This window comes from Actinomadura sp. NTSP31 (assembly GCF_041951385.1).
Lineage (GTDB): Bacteria > Actinomycetota > Actinomycetes > Streptosporangiales > Streptosporangiaceae > Spirillospora > Spirillospora napierensis.
Genome location: NZ_JBGNUT010000001.1, coordinates 493,502 through 508,166, shown reverse-complemented (window position 1 = coordinate 508,166; position 14,665 = coordinate 493,502). Strand labels below are relative to the sequence as shown.

15 protein-coding genes are annotated in these 14,665 nt (G+C 72.8%); 6 read left to right on the top strand and 9 right to left on the bottom strand.

Annotated elements, in window-relative coordinates; translation table 11 throughout:
* Positions 1 to 13: 13 nt before the first annotated feature.
* The 3 genes from ACA514_RS02180 to ACA514_RS02170 all read right to left on the bottom strand — a co-directional run bounded on the left by ACA514_RS02180 (position 14) and on the right by ACA514_RS02170 (position 3,393).
* Positions 14 to 2,149, bottom strand: coding sequence for a M28 family peptidase (locus tag ACA514_RS02180; protein WP_375039248.1), 2,136 nt, complete (start codon positions 2,147 to 2,149; stop codon positions 14 to 16).
* Between the two features lie 234 nt (positions 2,150 to 2,383).
* Positions 2,384 to 2,971 (bottom strand): hypothetical protein, encoded by a 588-nt coding sequence (locus tag ACA514_RS02175; RefSeq protein WP_375039247.1) that lies wholly within the window; start codon positions 2,969 to 2,971, stop codon positions 2,384 to 2,386.
* Complete coding sequence (locus ACA514_RS02170; RefSeq protein ID WP_375039246.1) at positions 2,968 to 3,393, bottom strand: ATP-binding protein; 426 nt, start codon at positions 3,391 to 3,393, stop codon at positions 2,968 to 2,970. Before ACA514_RS02170 ends, ACA514_RS02175 begins: the two co-directional genes overlap by 4 nt.
* A gap of 423 nt (positions 3,394 to 3,816) precedes the next feature.
* Between ACA514_RS02170 and ACA514_RS02165 the strand changes: the two genes are divergently transcribed.
* Genes ACA514_RS02165 through ACA514_RS02150 form a run of 4 tightly spaced genes read left to right on the top strand, consistent with a single transcriptional unit; the run spans position 3,817 to position 7,473 of the window.
* The gene (locus ACA514_RS02165) at positions 3,817 to 4,686 is read left to right on the top strand and encodes a helix-turn-helix domain-containing protein (RefSeq protein ID WP_375039245.1); all 870 of its coding nucleotides are present in this window, start codon (positions 3,817 to 3,819) and stop codon (positions 4,684 to 4,686) included.
* A 7-nt stretch (positions 4,687 to 4,693) separates the two neighbouring features.
* Entirely contained in the window at positions 4,694 to 4,888 is a 195-nt protein-coding gene (locus ACA514_RS02160) for a DUF397 domain-containing protein (protein ID WP_375039244.1), read from the top strand.
* Between the two features lie 5 nt (positions 4,889 to 4,893).
* Positions 4,894 to 5,202, top strand: a complete 309-nt coding sequence (locus tag ACA514_RS02155; protein WP_375039243.1) for a DUF397 domain-containing protein — start codon at positions 4,894 to 4,896, stop codon at positions 5,200 to 5,202.
* Between the two features lie 42 nt (positions 5,203 to 5,244).
* Positions 5,245 to 7,473 (top strand): ATP-dependent RecD-like DNA helicase, encoded by a 2,229-nt coding sequence (locus ACA514_RS02150; protein WP_375039242.1) that lies wholly within the window; start codon positions 5,245 to 5,247, stop codon positions 7,471 to 7,473.
* Here ACA514_RS02150 and ACA514_RS02145 read toward each other — a convergent pair.
* Genes ACA514_RS02145 through ACA514_RS02135 form a run of 3 tightly spaced genes read right to left on the bottom strand, consistent with a single transcriptional unit; the run spans position 7,464 to position 9,480 of the window.
* Positions 7,464 to 8,255: an MBL fold metallo-hydrolase gene (locus ACA514_RS02145; RefSeq protein WP_375039241.1), complete on the bottom strand. Its 792-nt coding sequence runs from the start codon at positions 8,253 to 8,255 to the stop codon at positions 7,464 to 7,466. The two genes, ACA514_RS02150 and ACA514_RS02145, sit on opposite strands and share 10 nt — an antisense overlap.
* 20 nt (positions 8,256 to 8,275) lie before the next feature.
* Positions 8,276 to 8,854, bottom strand: coding sequence for a TetR/AcrR family transcriptional regulator (locus ACA514_RS02140; RefSeq protein ID WP_375039240.1), 579 nt, complete (start codon positions 8,852 to 8,854; stop codon positions 8,276 to 8,278).
* 50 nt (positions 8,855 to 8,904) lie between these two features.
* Complete coding sequence (locus tag ACA514_RS02135) at positions 8,905 to 9,480, bottom strand: TetR/AcrR family transcriptional regulator (RefSeq protein ID WP_375039239.1); 576 nt, start codon at positions 9,478 to 9,480, stop codon at positions 8,905 to 8,907.
* A gap of 60 nt (positions 9,481 to 9,540) precedes the next feature.
* Here ACA514_RS02135 and ACA514_RS02130 point away from each other — a divergent pair, with 60 nt between their 5' ends.
* On the top strand, positions 9,541 to 10,926 hold the full coding sequence (locus tag ACA514_RS02130) for an MFS transporter (RefSeq protein ID WP_375039238.1): 1,386 nt from the start codon (positions 9,541 to 9,543) through the stop codon (positions 10,924 to 10,926).
* A 28-nt stretch (positions 10,927 to 10,954) separates the two neighbouring features.
* On the opposite strand, the gene ACA514_RS02125 is transcribed toward ACA514_RS02130, so the two are convergent.
* Together ACA514_RS02125 and ACA514_RS02120 are read right to left on the bottom strand one after the other, a co-directional pair.
* Positions 10,955 to 12,280, bottom strand: a complete 1,326-nt coding sequence (locus ACA514_RS02125) for an aromatic acid exporter family protein (protein WP_375039237.1) — start codon at positions 12,278 to 12,280, stop codon at positions 10,955 to 10,957.
* A gap of 135 nt (positions 12,281 to 12,415) precedes the next feature.
* The gene (locus ACA514_RS02120; RefSeq protein ID WP_375039236.1) at positions 12,416 to 12,949 is read right to left on the bottom strand and encodes a CGNR zinc finger domain-containing protein; all 534 of its coding nucleotides are present in this window, start codon (positions 12,947 to 12,949) and stop codon (positions 12,416 to 12,418) included.
* A gap of 79 nt (positions 12,950 to 13,028) precedes the next feature.
* On the opposite strand from ACA514_RS02120, the gene ACA514_RS02115 reads away from it, so the two are divergent.
* A complete protein-coding gene (locus ACA514_RS02115) occupies positions 13,029 to 13,214 on the top strand; it encodes a hypothetical protein (protein WP_375039235.1) in 186 nt (61 codons plus the stop codon).
* On the opposite strand, the gene ACA514_RS02110 is transcribed toward ACA514_RS02115, so the two are convergent.
* Positions 13,211 to 14,623 carry a glutamine synthetase gene (locus ACA514_RS02110; protein WP_375039234.1) on the bottom strand — a complete coding sequence of 471 codons (1,413 nt, stop codon included), beginning with the start codon at positions 14,621 to 14,623 and terminating at the stop codon, positions 13,211 to 13,213. The two genes, ACA514_RS02115 and ACA514_RS02110, sit on opposite strands and share 4 nt — an antisense overlap.
* Between the last annotated feature and the right edge of the window lie 42 nt (positions 14,624 to 14,665).

Sequence of the window (14,665 nt, the reverse complement as noted above, 5' to 3'; positions counted from 1 at the left end):
CCCGGACCGGATCTCAGCGGTCGTCCTCGGGGGAGAGGGTGCGGGTGGCCGCGCGGAGGGAGGCGTACAGGCGCGCCTCGTAGGCCTTCGCGGTGGCCGGGTCGTTCTGCAGGAACAGGGCGTCGTTCAGGCCCGGGAGGCGCTGCGTGGCGTAGCCGGTGTCCATGCCGGGGGCGTAGATCTGGTGCCGGTACCAGGGCCGGCCCGGCAGGCCCGCCTGGGTGAGCAGGTCGCGCTCGTCCTGCATGAGCTTGGCGTTCAGCCGCCGGAACTCCGCCGTGTCGCCCTTGCGGAGGGCCTGTTCGGCGCGCGCCTGCAGAGCGTCGGCGGCCTTCTGCCACGCCTTGGCCTGGTCGATGTCGCGGGAGACGTCCACGACCACCTTGCCGAGCCGCTTGCGCTGCTGGTCGGTGAACGCGGTCAGGTACTGCGCGGTCTCGGCGGCGTACGGGGCGTACCGCATCGCGAGGACGTCCGCGTCGGCCAGCCGCAGCGTCGCGATGCCGACGAGCCGCGACATCGCCGCGTGGTACTCCCAGGTCGGGTCGCCGAAGTGCGACATCCAGTAGAAGTCGTCGCACGAGCAGTGGTAGTTGCCCGACGAGCCCGTCGACGAGGAGCCGAGGTTCATCGCGGGGACGCCGTAGCGCTGGAAGAACGCCTGGAAGTCCGAGCCGCCGCCGATGCGGTCGATCGGCGTCTCGCCGCCGTTCTGCGCCTTCCACGCGTCGTAGGCGGTCCCGCTCGTGCCGGGCCAGGCGACCTCCTTGGCGGCGTCGATGACGGACTGGTCCAGCGCGGGCGTCGCATCGGCGCCGAACTGGGAGCCGCCCGCGCCGTCCATGTTCACGTACGCGACCGCGTTGCGGAGCCGCTCGGCCTGCTGCTCGGCGTACTCGGTGGAGCCGAACAGCCCGTACTCCTCGCCGTCCCACGTGGCGAGCACGACCGTCCGCTTCGGTCGCCAGCCCTGCTTGAGAAGCGTGCCGAGGGCGCGGCCGATCTGCAGGACGTTCTCCGTGCCGGACAGGTTGTCGTCGCTGCCGTACACCCACGCGTCATGGTGCCCGCCGAGCACGACCTCCTGGTCGGGACGCTCGCTGCCCGGGATCTTCACGGTGACGTCCCAGAGCTTGCGGACCTGGAAGGTGTTCTCCAGATCCAGGTGCGCCTGCGTGCCGCCCGGGCCGATCCGGTAGGTGAACGGCAGGCCGCCCTGCCAGTCCTTCGGCGCCTCCGCGCCGGTCAGCGAGCGCAGCAGCGGCTCGGCGGCGCCGTAGGAGATCGGCAGCGTCGGGACGAGGCCCTTCAGCATCGGCGCCTCGGACGGCTTGAGCCGGCGGGCGTCCGGCGAGTCGTCCGACCAGCCGGGCGTCAGCGGGTCGCCGGACGCCAGCTGGATCTGCGCGACGCTGCCGCGCTGGATGCCGTCGGGCGCGCGCCACGGCCCGTCCGGGTACACCGCGCCCTTGGTGAACCCGTCGTCGGCCGGGTCGGAGTAGATGAGCACGCCCTTGGCGCCGCGCTTGCCGGCCTCCCGCGGCTTGATGCCGCGGAACACCTGCCCGTAGCGGACGAGGACGATCTTGTCCTTGACCGAGACGCCGGCCTTGTCGAGCTGCTCGAAGTCCTGCGGGCGGCCGTAGTTGGCGTAGACGACCTGGCCCTGCACGTTCCCGGACGGCGACAGCCCGTTGTGCGCCGGGATGACCTCGTCCCAGTGCTGCTGCCAGGGACGCCGCTTCTCCTTGACCGGCAGCGCCGCGCGGCGCGGCGCCGTCATCTGGAGGCTGACCTTCTTCGGCAGCGACGTGTAGGCGTAGTAGGTCTTGACCTCGGGCTTCAGGCCGTACGACGCGAACTGCTTGACGATCCGCTCGACGCGGTGCCGGTCGCCGGTCGTGGTGGTGACGGCGGGCTCGCTCGCCAGCTCGGCGTCGAGCGCCCGCGCCTTCTCGGCCGACGGGACGGCGCTGAACGCCTTCTCGTACTGGCGCTGCCAGCGGGAGCTCTGCGCGGTGAAGCCGGCGATGGGATCGTTCGCGGCGGCGGGCTGCGCGGTGGCGGGGGTGGCGGTGAGGGCGGTGGCTGCGAGTGTGGCGGCGGCGGCGCTCAGGGCCGCCAGTGCCGGGGTTCGGGAGCGGAACACCAGCGTTACCTCCCAGTACGTGCGGTACGGGTGCGCCCGGAACGTACGTCGCGATCACCGGAAGATCCAGAACCGCTGCCGGATCCGGCCACGCCCCGACCGAAACGATCTCTCCCCACCCCCGCCGACCTGCACGTCCCCTTTTCGATCAAGAAAACCAACGGCCCCGCCCGCCCATCGACCGCCGCCATGAGGTTTGCGACGCCCCGACCCGCCTCGCGCCGCCGCCACAAGTCATAAGCCGTTCGTTCGGTGGCTGTTGCGGTAGGCGCGGTACTCGCTGGCGAGGGTGTCGAGGGGAAGCGGCGGCCAGAGCGTCAGCGCTCCGCAACGGCGGTCGATGACGGCGATCTGAAAGGTCTCGCCGGACGCGGCCGTGGTGCGCCAGGCGGCGAAGCCGTCGGCGAACTCCTCGATCCCGACGGGCACCGGGTCGCCGTCCCGATTGAACCAGGCGTCGGCGCGGCGCCACGCCTCGGCCCGGTCGATCGTCACCGGGCGGACGGCGTAGGCGGCGAGGACGTCGGCGACGCCGTGCAGCGTCCGGCAGTCGGACGTACCGCACCCCCGGCAGATCTCGTCACCGTGCGGGCCGGGGCCGGGCCGGTGCGCCGACAGCACACAGGTCAGCGCCGCCGTGCAGGCGAGCACCAGCCGGCGTGCCTCGCGGACGAACTCGCGGCTGTACGGATCGAGCCCTCCGTCGCCGAGTTCGAGGAGCGCGGTGTCGATCGTCCTGGCGTCGGCGCGCATCGCGGCGGTCATCACCGAGTGGACGCGCTGGTGGACCTGGGTGTGCGCCCAGGACGCCCGCCCCTTCACGCGGGCCACTCCCCGGCGAAGACGGCGGCGACGGTGCGGCCCCGGTCGTTGCCGTGCCACCCCCAACTCGCGGCGGTGAGGGAGACGGTGCGCAGCCCGCGCCCGGACTCCTCCAACTCGCCGGCCTCCCGGCACGCCGGCTCTCCGGGCCCGCCCTGGTCGGTCACCGAAACGCGGACGCCGCCGCGCCCCTGCGTCACCTCCACGATGAACCGGCCGCCGCACTGCCCGGACTTGGTGTGCCGCAGCGCGTTGACGACGAGTTCGTCGGCCGCGAGCAGGACGTCGTCCAGCAGCGGGAAGCCGTCCAGCAGGCATTCGACGAAGCGGCGGACGGCGCGGGCCTGCTCGGCGGCGCCGGGGAACGAGCGCCGCCAGCACAGCGGCACCGGATCCGGGGCGAGGAGCATCGCGGGGGTCATCTGATCACCTCTGCTCGTGATGGAGACGGATGTTGCGGAGTGATCGGCGAGCGCCGTCCTCCACCCGCACATCGTCACAGGGAGTCGCCGTCCGGGCACAGAGAAGCAGTCGATAGGGCGCCCGGGGAAGTCGATCGGGGGGACGGGTATTTCGACGAGCAGATCCCTGAGCGGTAGGACGGTGCACGGCGGCTACCGCAGGTCACAGCTTCCAGTTCCTCCGGAATCGCAATTCTCAATTCTTACGGCCGCAGGTTTCGCGTCCCCCTGTCTCCCCTCTCGTAAAGACCTCTGAGCTGGGGTTTTCGGGACGACGGCGGGTGGATCGGCGAAAGCATTCCTATGGCGAGAGATGATTGCGGAAGGTCACTGATCAGCACGGACGGTGATCGACGTGTTCCCCAGAACACCGAGGAGATCGACATGCCGAGTGCTTACCTTCGTCGGCGGCGGCTGGCCGCCGAACTGCGCAAGATCCGCGAAGAGCGCGGCTGGAGCGTCGAGGCGGTGGCGGAAAAGATCTTCATCTCCGAGTCGAAGATCACCCGCTTGGAGAACGCCCAGCTCCGCCCCGACCTGGGCGACGTCATGAACATCCTCGACCTCTTCGAGATCGAGGGCAACCAGTACGACCGGCTGGCCAAACTTGCCCGTACGGCTGCGCAAAAGGGCTGGTGGGACCGCTACGGCATGGCCATGGGTCCCCGGCAGAAAATCGCTGCCGATCTCGAGTCCAGCGCCGCCACCATCCGCAGCTACCATCACACCGCGATGCCCGGAGTCCTCCAAAGCCAGGAGTTCCTCGCGGCGCTCATCGAACTCGACCGGCGTCAGGGGCCGATCAATTACGACCCGCAGCGGATGGCTGAGGCGCTCGGGTACCGGCAGCGTGAGCTGCTCCGCTCGGACGGCCCGACATACGAGACCGTTCTGGACGAGTACGTCATTCGCCGGCTGGATGTCCCCCTGGAGATCATGGCGGCCCAGCTCCGTCACATGGCCGAACTGGTTTCAGCAGAGGAGCGGATCTCTGTCCGCGTACTCCCATACGACGCCCGCGTCGAGGGCGGTTTCCTCCCCAAGTCGCCATTCTTCCTCTATACGTTCATGGAGCCGGGCGATCCGCCGATGGCGCTGGTGGAGACCATCACCACCGACCTCGTCCTTACCCAGCGGCGCGAGGTGAAGAAGTACGACGACATGTACGCACGGCTCAGGAAGGCCACGCTGCCTCCTAAGAGCAGCCTCGCCTTCCTGAATCGGGTGGCCAAGAGACTCGGCGAGCAGACATGATCGGGACATGACCAAGCACTTCGTCGGCTGGCGCAAGTCGAGCTTCAGCGAACCGGACACCCACTGTGTGGAGGCCGCGCATGCGGCGGACGGGGTGATCGGTGTCCGTGACTCCAAGCTTCAGGGCCGCAGCCCCATCCTGGAGTTCACCCGCGAGGAGTGGGCGGCGTTCCTCTCCCGCGTCCGGAACCCGGCCTCCTGAACGCCATGACCGACCACTACACGGGCTGGCGCAAGTCACGTCACAGCAATCCAGACGGCCACTGCGTCGAAGTCGCGACGAGTTGGCGCAAGTCGCGTCACAGTGAACCCAACGGTGATTGCGTCGAAGTCGCCGCGGACTGGCGCAAGTCGCGTCACAGCGAGCCCGACGGCGAATGCGTTGAAGCCGCCCGAGTCGTGGCTGGGACGATCGGGGTTCGGGACTCCAAACTCCGGGAAGACAGTCCGATCCTGGAGTTCAGCCGTGCGGAGTGGGCGGCCTTCCTCGTCCGTGTGCGGGGTTCGGTCGCCTGAGCGGTTCGCAGGGGGGCCGGTGGGTCCGACATCATTGGGCTCATGACGAATGCGGCGCCCCCCGAGCCGCCGCGGCCGGTGGTGCTGGAGGCCGTCCTGGAGCGGGTCACCTACGCCAACGAGGACACCGGGTACACCGTCGCGCGCGTCGCGACCGAGCGGACCGGCGGCGACCTGCTCACCGTCGTCGGGGCGCTGCTCGGCGCGCAGGTGGGGGAGAGCCTGAAGCTCACCGGGCGGTGGCGCTCGCACCCCAAGTACGGCAAGCAGTTCGAGGTCGACTCCTACACCACCGTGCTGCCGGCGACCATCCAGGGCATCCGCCGCTACCTCGGCTCCGGCATGATCAAGGGCATCGGGCCGGTGATGGCGGACCGGATGGTCGGCCACTTCGGCACCGACATCCTGCGGGTCATCGAGGAGGAGCCGGAGCGGCTCGTCGAGGTGCCCGGGCTCGGCCCCAAGCGGACCAAGCGGATCGGCGAGGCGTGGGAGGAGCAGAAGGCCATCAAGGAGGTGATGGTCTTCCTGCAGGGCGTCGGCGTCTCGACGTCGCTGGCCGTCCGCATCTACAAGCAGTACGGGGACAGGTCGGTCGAGACCGTGCAGAAATCCCCGTACCAGTTGGCGGCGGACGTGTGGGGCATCGGCTTCAAGACCGCCGACACCATCGCGCAGGCCGTCGGCATCCCGCACGACAGCCCCGAGCGCATCAAGGCGGGCCTCCAGTACACGCTGTCGGAGGGCGCCGACGACGGGCACTGCTTCCTGCCCGAGCCCAACCTCGTCACGGCCGCGGAGAAGATCCTCGGCGTGCCGCGGGAGCTGATCGTCCCGGCGCTGGACGAGCTGGCCCGCGACGAGGGCGTCGTCCGGGAGCCGATCCCCGGGCCGGGGGAGGACGCCGCGACGATCCCGGCCGTCTACCTCGTCCCGTTCCACCGGGCGGAGCGGTCGGTGGCGCGCGGCCTGCGCGACCTCCTCGACGCGAAGGAGGACCGGCTGAAGGCGTTCGCGGACGTCGACTGGGACAAGGTGCTGCCCTGGCTGAAGCGGCGCACCGGCCAGGCCCTCGCACCCGGGCAGGAGGAGGCCGTCAAGCTCGCGCTGACGTCCAAGGTCGCCGTGCTCACCGGCGGGCCCGGCTGCGGGAAGAGCTTCACCGTCCGGTCGGTGGTGGAGCTGGCCGCCGCGAAGAAGGCGAAGATCGTGCTGGTGGCGCCGACCGGGCGGGCCGCCAAGCGGCTCGCCGAGCTCACCGGGCACGAGGCCGCGACCGTGCACCGGCTGCTCCAGTTGCAGCCCGGCGGCGACGCCAAGTACGACCAGGACAGCCCGCTCGACGCCGACCTGGTGGTGGTCGACGAGAGCTCCATGGTCGACCTGATCCTGATGAACAAGCTGGTCAAGGCCGTCCCACGCGGCGCGCACCTGCTGCTGGTCGGCGACGTCGACCAGCTCCCGTCCGTCGGCGCCGGCGAGGTGCTCGCCGACCTGCTCGGCGCCGAGGTGATCCCGCGCGTCCGGCTGACGAAGATCTTCCGGCAGGCGCAGCAGTCCGGGATCGTGGTGAACGCGCACCGCGTCAACACCGGCGAGCCCCCGCACACCCGCGGCTACCCCGACTTCTTCCTGTTCCCCTGCGAGGAGCAGGAGGAGGCCGCCGAGCTGACCGTCGACGTCATCGCCAACCGGATCCCGCGCAAGTTCGGCCTCGACCCGCGCCGCGACGTCCAGGTGCTGGCGCCGATGCACCGCGGCGTCGCCGGGGCGGGCGCCCTGAACGCGCAGCTCCAGGAGGCCCTCACCCCGCACCGCGACGACCGCCCCGAACGCCGCTACGGCGGACGCGTGTTCCGCGTCGGCGACAAGGTCACCCAGCTGCGCAACAACTACGACAAGGGCGAGGCGGGGGTCTTCAACGGGACGGTCGGCGTCGTCACCGCCGTGTCCCTGGAGGACCAGTCGCTGACCGTCCTCACCGACGAGGACGAGAGCATCGACTACGCCTTCGACGAGCTGGACGAGCTGGCGCACGCCTACGCCATCACGATCCACCGGTCGCAGGGCAGCGAGTACCCGGCGGTCGTGATCCCGCTGACGACCGGCGCGTGGATGATGCTGCGCCGCAACCTGCTCTACACGGGGATCACCCGCGCGAAGAAGCTGGTCGTGCTGGTGGGGTCGCGGCGGGCGCTCGCCGCCGCCGTCCGCACGGCGGGCGCGGGCCGCCGGCACACGGCCCTCGCCCACCGCCTCACTCACACGTAGCGGGCCAGCTCCCACGGGTCGTGCGCGGAGAAGACCTCGACGCCGCCGCTCGGGTCCAGGGCCAGCTCCCGCAGCCGCGCGACACCGGCGAGCCGCTGCTCCCGGTCGGCCTCCCCGCTCGTCTGCACCAGCTCCATCAGCGGGTGCGCGACGGGCTCGGGCCGGTCGACCTCGCCGTGGTACATGTACGCGTCGCCGGCGTGCAGCAGCCAGCGGTCGCCGTCCCGCACCGCGACGCCCGCGTGGCCGGGCGTGTGCCCGTGCAACGGGATCAGCAGGATGTCCTCGGCGACGCCGTCGAGGGCCTGCACGCCGTCGAAGCCGTTCCAATGCTCGCCCGGCCCGCTCTCGTACGTCACCCACTTCGGGCCGTGCGCGAGCTGCGCCGGGGTCTTGCCGCCGTCCGCCCGCTCCGCCTCGAACAGGTGCACCGCCGCGTCGGGGAAGTCGCTGAGGCCGCCCGCGTGGTCGCGGTGCAGGTGGGTGACCGCGATGTGCCGGACGTCGGCGGGGGAGAGGCCGAGCGCCTCGATCTGCGCCACCGCCGTCGTGGCGGGGTCGAGTGCCGGCTGTGTCATCTCCACCCAGTCGTCCATCAGCCGCCCGGACGGGTCCGCGATGTCGCCGGTGCCGATCCCGGCGTCCACCAGGACGAGCCCGGACGAGTCCGTCTCCACCAGCAGCACGTGGCCGACGCTGTGGGCGGGCTTCAGCGGGCTGTCCGGCCCGTCGGCGGGCTCTATTTCCAGCATCCGGGCACAGTCGAGATGGTGCACGCGCATGAGAATCTCCGTTACGACTGCTAAGAGGCGGCTTGTTCGATGAGGTCGCCGAGGTGTCCGGTGACCGTGCGGATCACGGTGACGTCCTTCTGGACGCGGGCGAGCATCACGGCGCCCTGCAGGGACGACAGGACCGTCGCGGCGAGCGGTTCGGCGCGGTCCTCCGGGACGCCCCAGCCGCGCAGCGCCAGCGCGATGCCCTGCCGCCACTCGCCGTAGACGGTGTCGCACGCGGAGCGGATCGGCTCGCTCTCGGCGGCGGACTCCAGCGCCACGGTCGCGACCGGGCACCCCTTCGTGAAGTCCGATTCGAGGAGGTTGCGGGCGAAGTACTCGCCCATCGCCGCCACGCCGGACCGTGCGTCCTCCGCGGCGAGCACCGACTCCGCGAGGGAGTCGCCGACCTCGCGTCCCGCCAGTGCGACCGACTCCGACGCCAGCTGCTCCTTGCCCTCCGGGAAGTGGAAGTACAGCGAGCCCTTCGGGGCCCGGCTCTCCGCCAGCACCTGGTTCAGCCCGGTGCCGTGGTAGCCCTGCCGCTGGAACAGCTCCGCCGCCGTCCGCAGGACCCGTTCTCTCGTCTCGCCCCGTGCTGCCATGCCGCTACTCTAGACCGACTGGTCTAGCAACTACAAGTAGACCGGTCGCCCTATTTCGCGGGGTCGGCGTACCGCTCGATGGCGGCGACGAAGATCTCCTCGGCGAGGTCGTACACCTCTTCGACCCCCTCCGGGTCGCCGGTGAAGCGGCCGTTCGCCTCCGACGCGGCCAGTCCCATGCCGACCGTGTCGAGCAGCCGCTGCAGCGGCCGGACGACGTCCTCGGGCACGCCGGCCTCGCGCAGCATCGCCTGGATCGCGTTGCGCGGGCGGCGCGACTCCTCGGTGACGGTCGGCCGGGTCAGCAGCAGCATGAACAGGTCGGGGTGCCGGCGCGCGATCGCGCGGATGCCCGCCCCGAACGCGCGCAGCCGGTCCCGCCAGGGCAGCGCGGGGTCGTCGTCCGGCATGTCGCGCAGCAGGCGCTCGACGAGCCCGTCCAGCAGCCCCTGCTTGTCGCCGACGTAGCGGTACAGGGCCATCGGGGTGACGCCGAGCCGGTCGGCGACGGCGCGCATGCTCACCGCATCGAGGCCGCGCTCCTCGGCGAGGTCGACGGTCGCGTCGAGCACCTCGTCCCTGGTGAGGCCGCGGGTGCCGCGCCCGCGCTGGGCCGGGGTCTTCACGGATCGCAGTCTAGCCCTTAATATACGCCGTATATCTACGCTGTATATTAAGGAGCCGCCATGCGCGTCGCGCACCGTCCGGCGTGGACCACGGCCGTCGCCTCGGCGGCCGGCTACCTGCTCGTCCTCGACCTCGTCGGGGTCAACGTCGCCCTGCCCGACCTGCGGCGGCGCCTCGGCACCGGGCTCAGCGGGGTGCAGTGGGCCATCGACGCCTACGCCATCGCGCTCGCCGTCCTGCTGCTGCCCGCCGGGGCCCTGGCGGACCGGTTCGGGCGCCGCCGGATGTTCCTGACCGGCCTCGTCGCGTTCACCGCCGCGTCCCTGGCCTGCGCGCTCGCGCCGACCGCGGGGGCGCTGGCCGCGCTGCGGGCCGTCCAGGGCTGCGGCGCGGCCGTGCTGTACGGGACGGCCTCGCCGCTGCTGGCCGCCGCCTACCCGGCGGGACGCGCCCGCAACCGGGCGCTCGGCGTGTTCGCCGCCGCGTCCGGCGCCGCCATCGCCACCGGCCCGCTCGCCGGCGGCGTCCTCACCGGGCTGTTCGGCTGGCGGGCGATCTTCCTGCTGAACGTGCCGGTCGGGCTCGCCGCGCTCGCCGTCGCCCTGCCCGCGGTGCGCGAGTCCCGTGACCCCCGGCCCCGCCCGTTCGACGCGGTGGCCGCGGCCTGCCTCACCACCGCGCTCGGCGGCCCGATGTGGGCGCTGATCGAGGGGCCCCGCCTCGGCTGGGACGCCCCCGGCGTGCTGCTTCCGCTGGCCGCGGCCGCCGCCGGGGCCGCCGTGCTCGCGGTGCGCCGCGTCCCCGAGCCGATGATCGACCTGTCGCTGCTGCGGAACCGGCTCTACGCGGCCAACGCGGCGGCCGCGTTCGCCTACCACGCGGCGGGGGCGGCCGCCCTCGGCTACTTCTCGCTCTACGTGCAGGGCGAGATGAGCACCTCGCCGGCGCGGGCCGGGATGTGGTTCCTCACCTACAGCCTCCCCGCCCTGGCGACACCGCTGCTGCTCGGCCGCGTCTCGCACCGCTTCCCGCCGGCCGTCCTCGTCGCCCTCGGACCCCTGCTGATCGCGATGTCGTCGCTGCTGCTCCTGGCCGCCTACCCGGCCCGCTCGTGGCCGGCGCTGGTGCCCGGGTTCGTCGTGGGGGGCCTCGGCGGGATCGGCAACCTGGTCTCCAGCCAGGTCGCGCTCGCGGCGGCGCCGCCCGGACGCGCGGGCGTCGCGGGCGGCATCACCGGCACCGCCAAGCAGGCGGGGATCGCCGCGGGCGTCGCCGTGCTCGGCATCCCGTACCGCCTGGGCGGACTCGGCGCGATGCTCGTCACCGCGGCGTGCATCGCCGCTCTCGGCGCGCTTCCCGCCCTGCGGCTGGCGCTCCGCCTACGGGCGCGCGGCGGCGAGGTGGGCGGCGAGCGCGCCGAGCGCTCCGGCGATCTGGTCGCGTAGGGCCCCCCGGCCGGCGCGGCGGGCGGACTCAGCGGTAGAAGTCGTCGGAGTCGCGGGTGGTGCGCTCGGCCGCCGCGGCGGCGGACGCCGCGGCCCGGCGCAGCTGGTGCCCCGCCTGCTGGACGACCCGGATCGGCCGCTCCGGCAGGTGCCGGGTCGCGCCGCGGTGCCGCCGCCAGTGCTCGCGGGCGCGGGCCCGGTGCTCGACCCGCAGGTTCTCGATCAGCCGGTCGATGTCCATCGACACCTCGCCGTACAGCGGCCACAGGTCGCCGGCCGCGGCCCGCTCGTGCAGGCTGCGGGTGAGCCGGGCGCGCCGCTCGCGGGCGATGTCCACCCGCACCTCCAGCTCGTTCTCGGCCAGGTACGGGCGGGCGTCGCGGGCCAGGTCCGAGCGGGCCAGCCGGCCGTAGGCGGCGACGCTGGCGGCGATCCCGGCCAGCGCGTCGCCGAGCTGGCGGCGCAGCGTCGGGTCGGTCAGCAGCCGGCCGCGCGGCCCGAGCCGCTCGTCGTCGGCCAGCGACCGGGTCAGGCCGCGCAGCGACAGCGTGAAGTGCTCCATCGTCTCGACGGCGTTGCGCAGCGCCACGCCCGCGTCGACGAGCCGCCGCGCCTGCGTGCGCGGGTTGAGCCGGACGCTCTCCTCCGCGTCGCGCAGGTCCTGGTCGGTGCGGCCGATCTCGCGGGCGAACCGCTCGGCCGCGTCCTGCCAGCCGGCCGCCTCGCCCTCGACCGGGTCGCCCTGCAGCCCGTCGGCGATCTGCTGGATCAGCTCCCGGAGCTTCTCGGAGACCTCCTGGACGGCCTCCTCCGCGGGCCGCACCCGCACCGACGGCACCAGGAAGGTGGCGATCAGCCCGGTGGCGGCGCCGACGAGGGTCTCCACCACCCGGTCGAGCGCGCCCGCCGCGCTGGACGCGCCCAGCGCGAAGATCAGCATCGCGCTGATCGGCACCTCGAGCATCTGGTCGCCGAGCCGCAGCACGTGCCCGATGACCAGCGCCGCGAGGATCGACAGGCCGAGGCTCCACCAGGAGAACCCCACCCCGTTGGAGAACAGCACCGCGACCATCACCCCGGAGGTGACCGCGCCCACCCGCAGCAGGCTGGACTTGATCGTCTCGTAGACGGAGTGCTGGACGACCAGCAGCGCGGTCAGCGGCGCCAGCAGCGGCGGCTGGTCGGTGGTCGACGGCACGTACCGCGCGATCAGGAACGCGGCGACGGCGGTGATCGTCAGCCGGGCGATCCGGTACACCGACGAGGGGGCCTCCGTCGCCACCTGGATCGGCGAGCGGACGGCGCGGCCGGGGCGGTCGAGGAAGCCGGGACGGCGGAAGAACGCTTGAGGCATCTGGGCACTGGTGGGTAGGAGTCTGCGGTACGAGGGTCGGCATGCCCTTTCGGGCACCCGATACTCAAGGTCGGACCCATCCGCTTCTTGCCCGGCGCGCGGTCGGCTCCCGGCGGGGCCGCTCGCCCTCCGCGCTCAGCCCCGCTTGCGGGCGCGGAAGGCCGCGACGTTCGTGCGGTTCGCGCACGCCTCCGAGCAGAACCGGCGCCGCCCCGCCCGGGACGTGTCGGCGTACACCCGGTCGCATCCCTCGGCGTCGCACACGCCCGTCCGGTCGATCCCGTGCTCCACGACCAGCTCCGCGAGGTGCATCAGCGTGGTCGCGCGGAACCGGACCGGCAGCCGCGACGAGGGCGGCGCGTAGTGCATGTGGATGCCGTGCGGGTCGTGCTCGGCGAGGTGGGGGTGCAGCGGCAGCTCCAGCATCAGCCCGTTCAGCAGCCGCATCGCCTCGTCGAGGTCGGCGGCGTCGAAGAACCGGCGCAGCGTCCGCCCCCACCGGCGGAACTCCTCGGCGTCGCCCGGTTCGAACTGCTGCCAGAAGAACTCGTTCTCGCGCAGCAGCTCCCGCAGCGCGTCCGCGGAATCGTCGCCGTCAGTGCTGGTCACGGCGTTGACCAGGGCGACGGCCGCCGCCACTCCGTGGCTCTTGTACCCGGTTATCCGCATTGCCCCGGCTCCCGCTCCCATGCCATCCTGTAAACGGCATCCTAATTTTAACCCTTACAAGCATCCCAGAGGACGCGCCGTGGAGGATTGCCCGCGCTGTGGCTGGCCCCGCTCCGAGGTCTACGAGGTCCTGTCCCGGCACCTCACCTCCGAGGGGGTGGTGACCTACACCCGCTGCGCCTGCGGGGAGCTGGAGGTGCGCGTCCAGCCGTTCGCGCCCGGCGCCGTCGCCGGCGCGGCCGACCCGCCCGAGCCCCGCCGCTAGTGCCGCCAGCGGGTCGCGGCGGCGATCTCCTGCGGGGTCGCGCCGTCGAACAGCGCGATCTCGCCTCGGCGGACGGCCGCGACGGTGTCGGTGACCGCCTCGCCCAGCGCGTCCCGCAGGACGGCGTCGTCCTCGAACACGGCGACCGCGTCCGCGAGCGTGGCCGGCAGCGGCCTGATGCCGCGCGCCGCGCGCTCGTCGTCGGCCAGCCCGGCCGGATCGACCTCGACCGGGTCCGGCAGCGTCAGCCCGGCCTCCAGCCCCGACCGTCCCGCCGCCAGCAGCGCCGCGAGCGCCAGGTAGGGGTTCGCGGCGCCGTCGAAGCACTTGACCTCCAGGTTCGCCGCGCGGCCCCGCTCGCCCTGCGCGCCGGTGACGAACCGGAGCGCCGCCTCCCGGTTCTCCAGCCCCCAGCACGCGAACGCGCCCGCCCAGTGGGACGGGACGAGCCGCAGGTAGCTGGCCACCGCCGGCGCCCCGATCGCCAGCAGCGCGGGCAGCCGGTCCAGGATCCCCGCCGCGAACGCCTGCCCCGCGTCCGTCATCGCGCAGGGGCCCGTGCCGCCCGCCATCGCGTTGGCCGGGCCGTCCCCGGTGTCCTCCCGCCACAGGCTCAGGTGGACGTGCCCGCCGTTGCCCACCGAGCCCGCCACGACCTTCGGGGAGAACGAGGCGTGCATGCCGTGCTCCAGCGTGACCGCCCGGATCGTCTCCCGGACCAGGACGGCGGTGTCGGCCGCGCCGACCGGGTCCTCGGCCGCCACCGAGACCTCGTACTGCCCGGCGGCGTACTCGGGGTGCAGCTGGTCGATCGACACGCCCGTCCGGTCGAGCGCGATGAGGAGCGCCCGCAGGTAGCCGGCCAGCTCGCTGACGCGCGTCATCCCGTACGCGGGGCCGCGGCAGGCGGGCGTGAACTCCTCCGCGGTGGCCGACACCGCCCACTCGACCTCGAACGCCGTCTTCACCGTCCAGCCCCCGGCGGCGAGCCGGTCGGTCTCGCGGCGCAGCACCGCGCGGGCGTCGAGGGGGTGGACGGCGCCGTCCAGCGCGTACCGGTTCGCGGGGGCGTGCGCCCAGCCGGGCAGCGCCGCCAGCGGGACGAGCCGGTCCAGGTCGGGATGGAGCCGCAGGTCGCCGACCGGTCCGCCGATGTGCCGCCCGGACACGATCGAGTCGTCCAGCAGGAACACGTCGAACACCGGCGACATCCCGACGCCCCAGGTCGCCGCGTGCTCCAGCCGCCCCACCGGGACGGTCTTGGTGCGCGTGATGCCGCTGACGTCCACCCAGGTCAGCGCGACGGCGGCGACGTCCTCACCGGCCAGCCGCCGGGCGGCCTCGGCGGCCCGCGCGCCGAGCCGGGCGCGCTCGTGCCCGTCGAGGGCGGTGTCGAAGGTCTGTTCCACGGTTCGGCTCCCGGTCGCAGGGCGGCGGACGCGGGCCTTCCG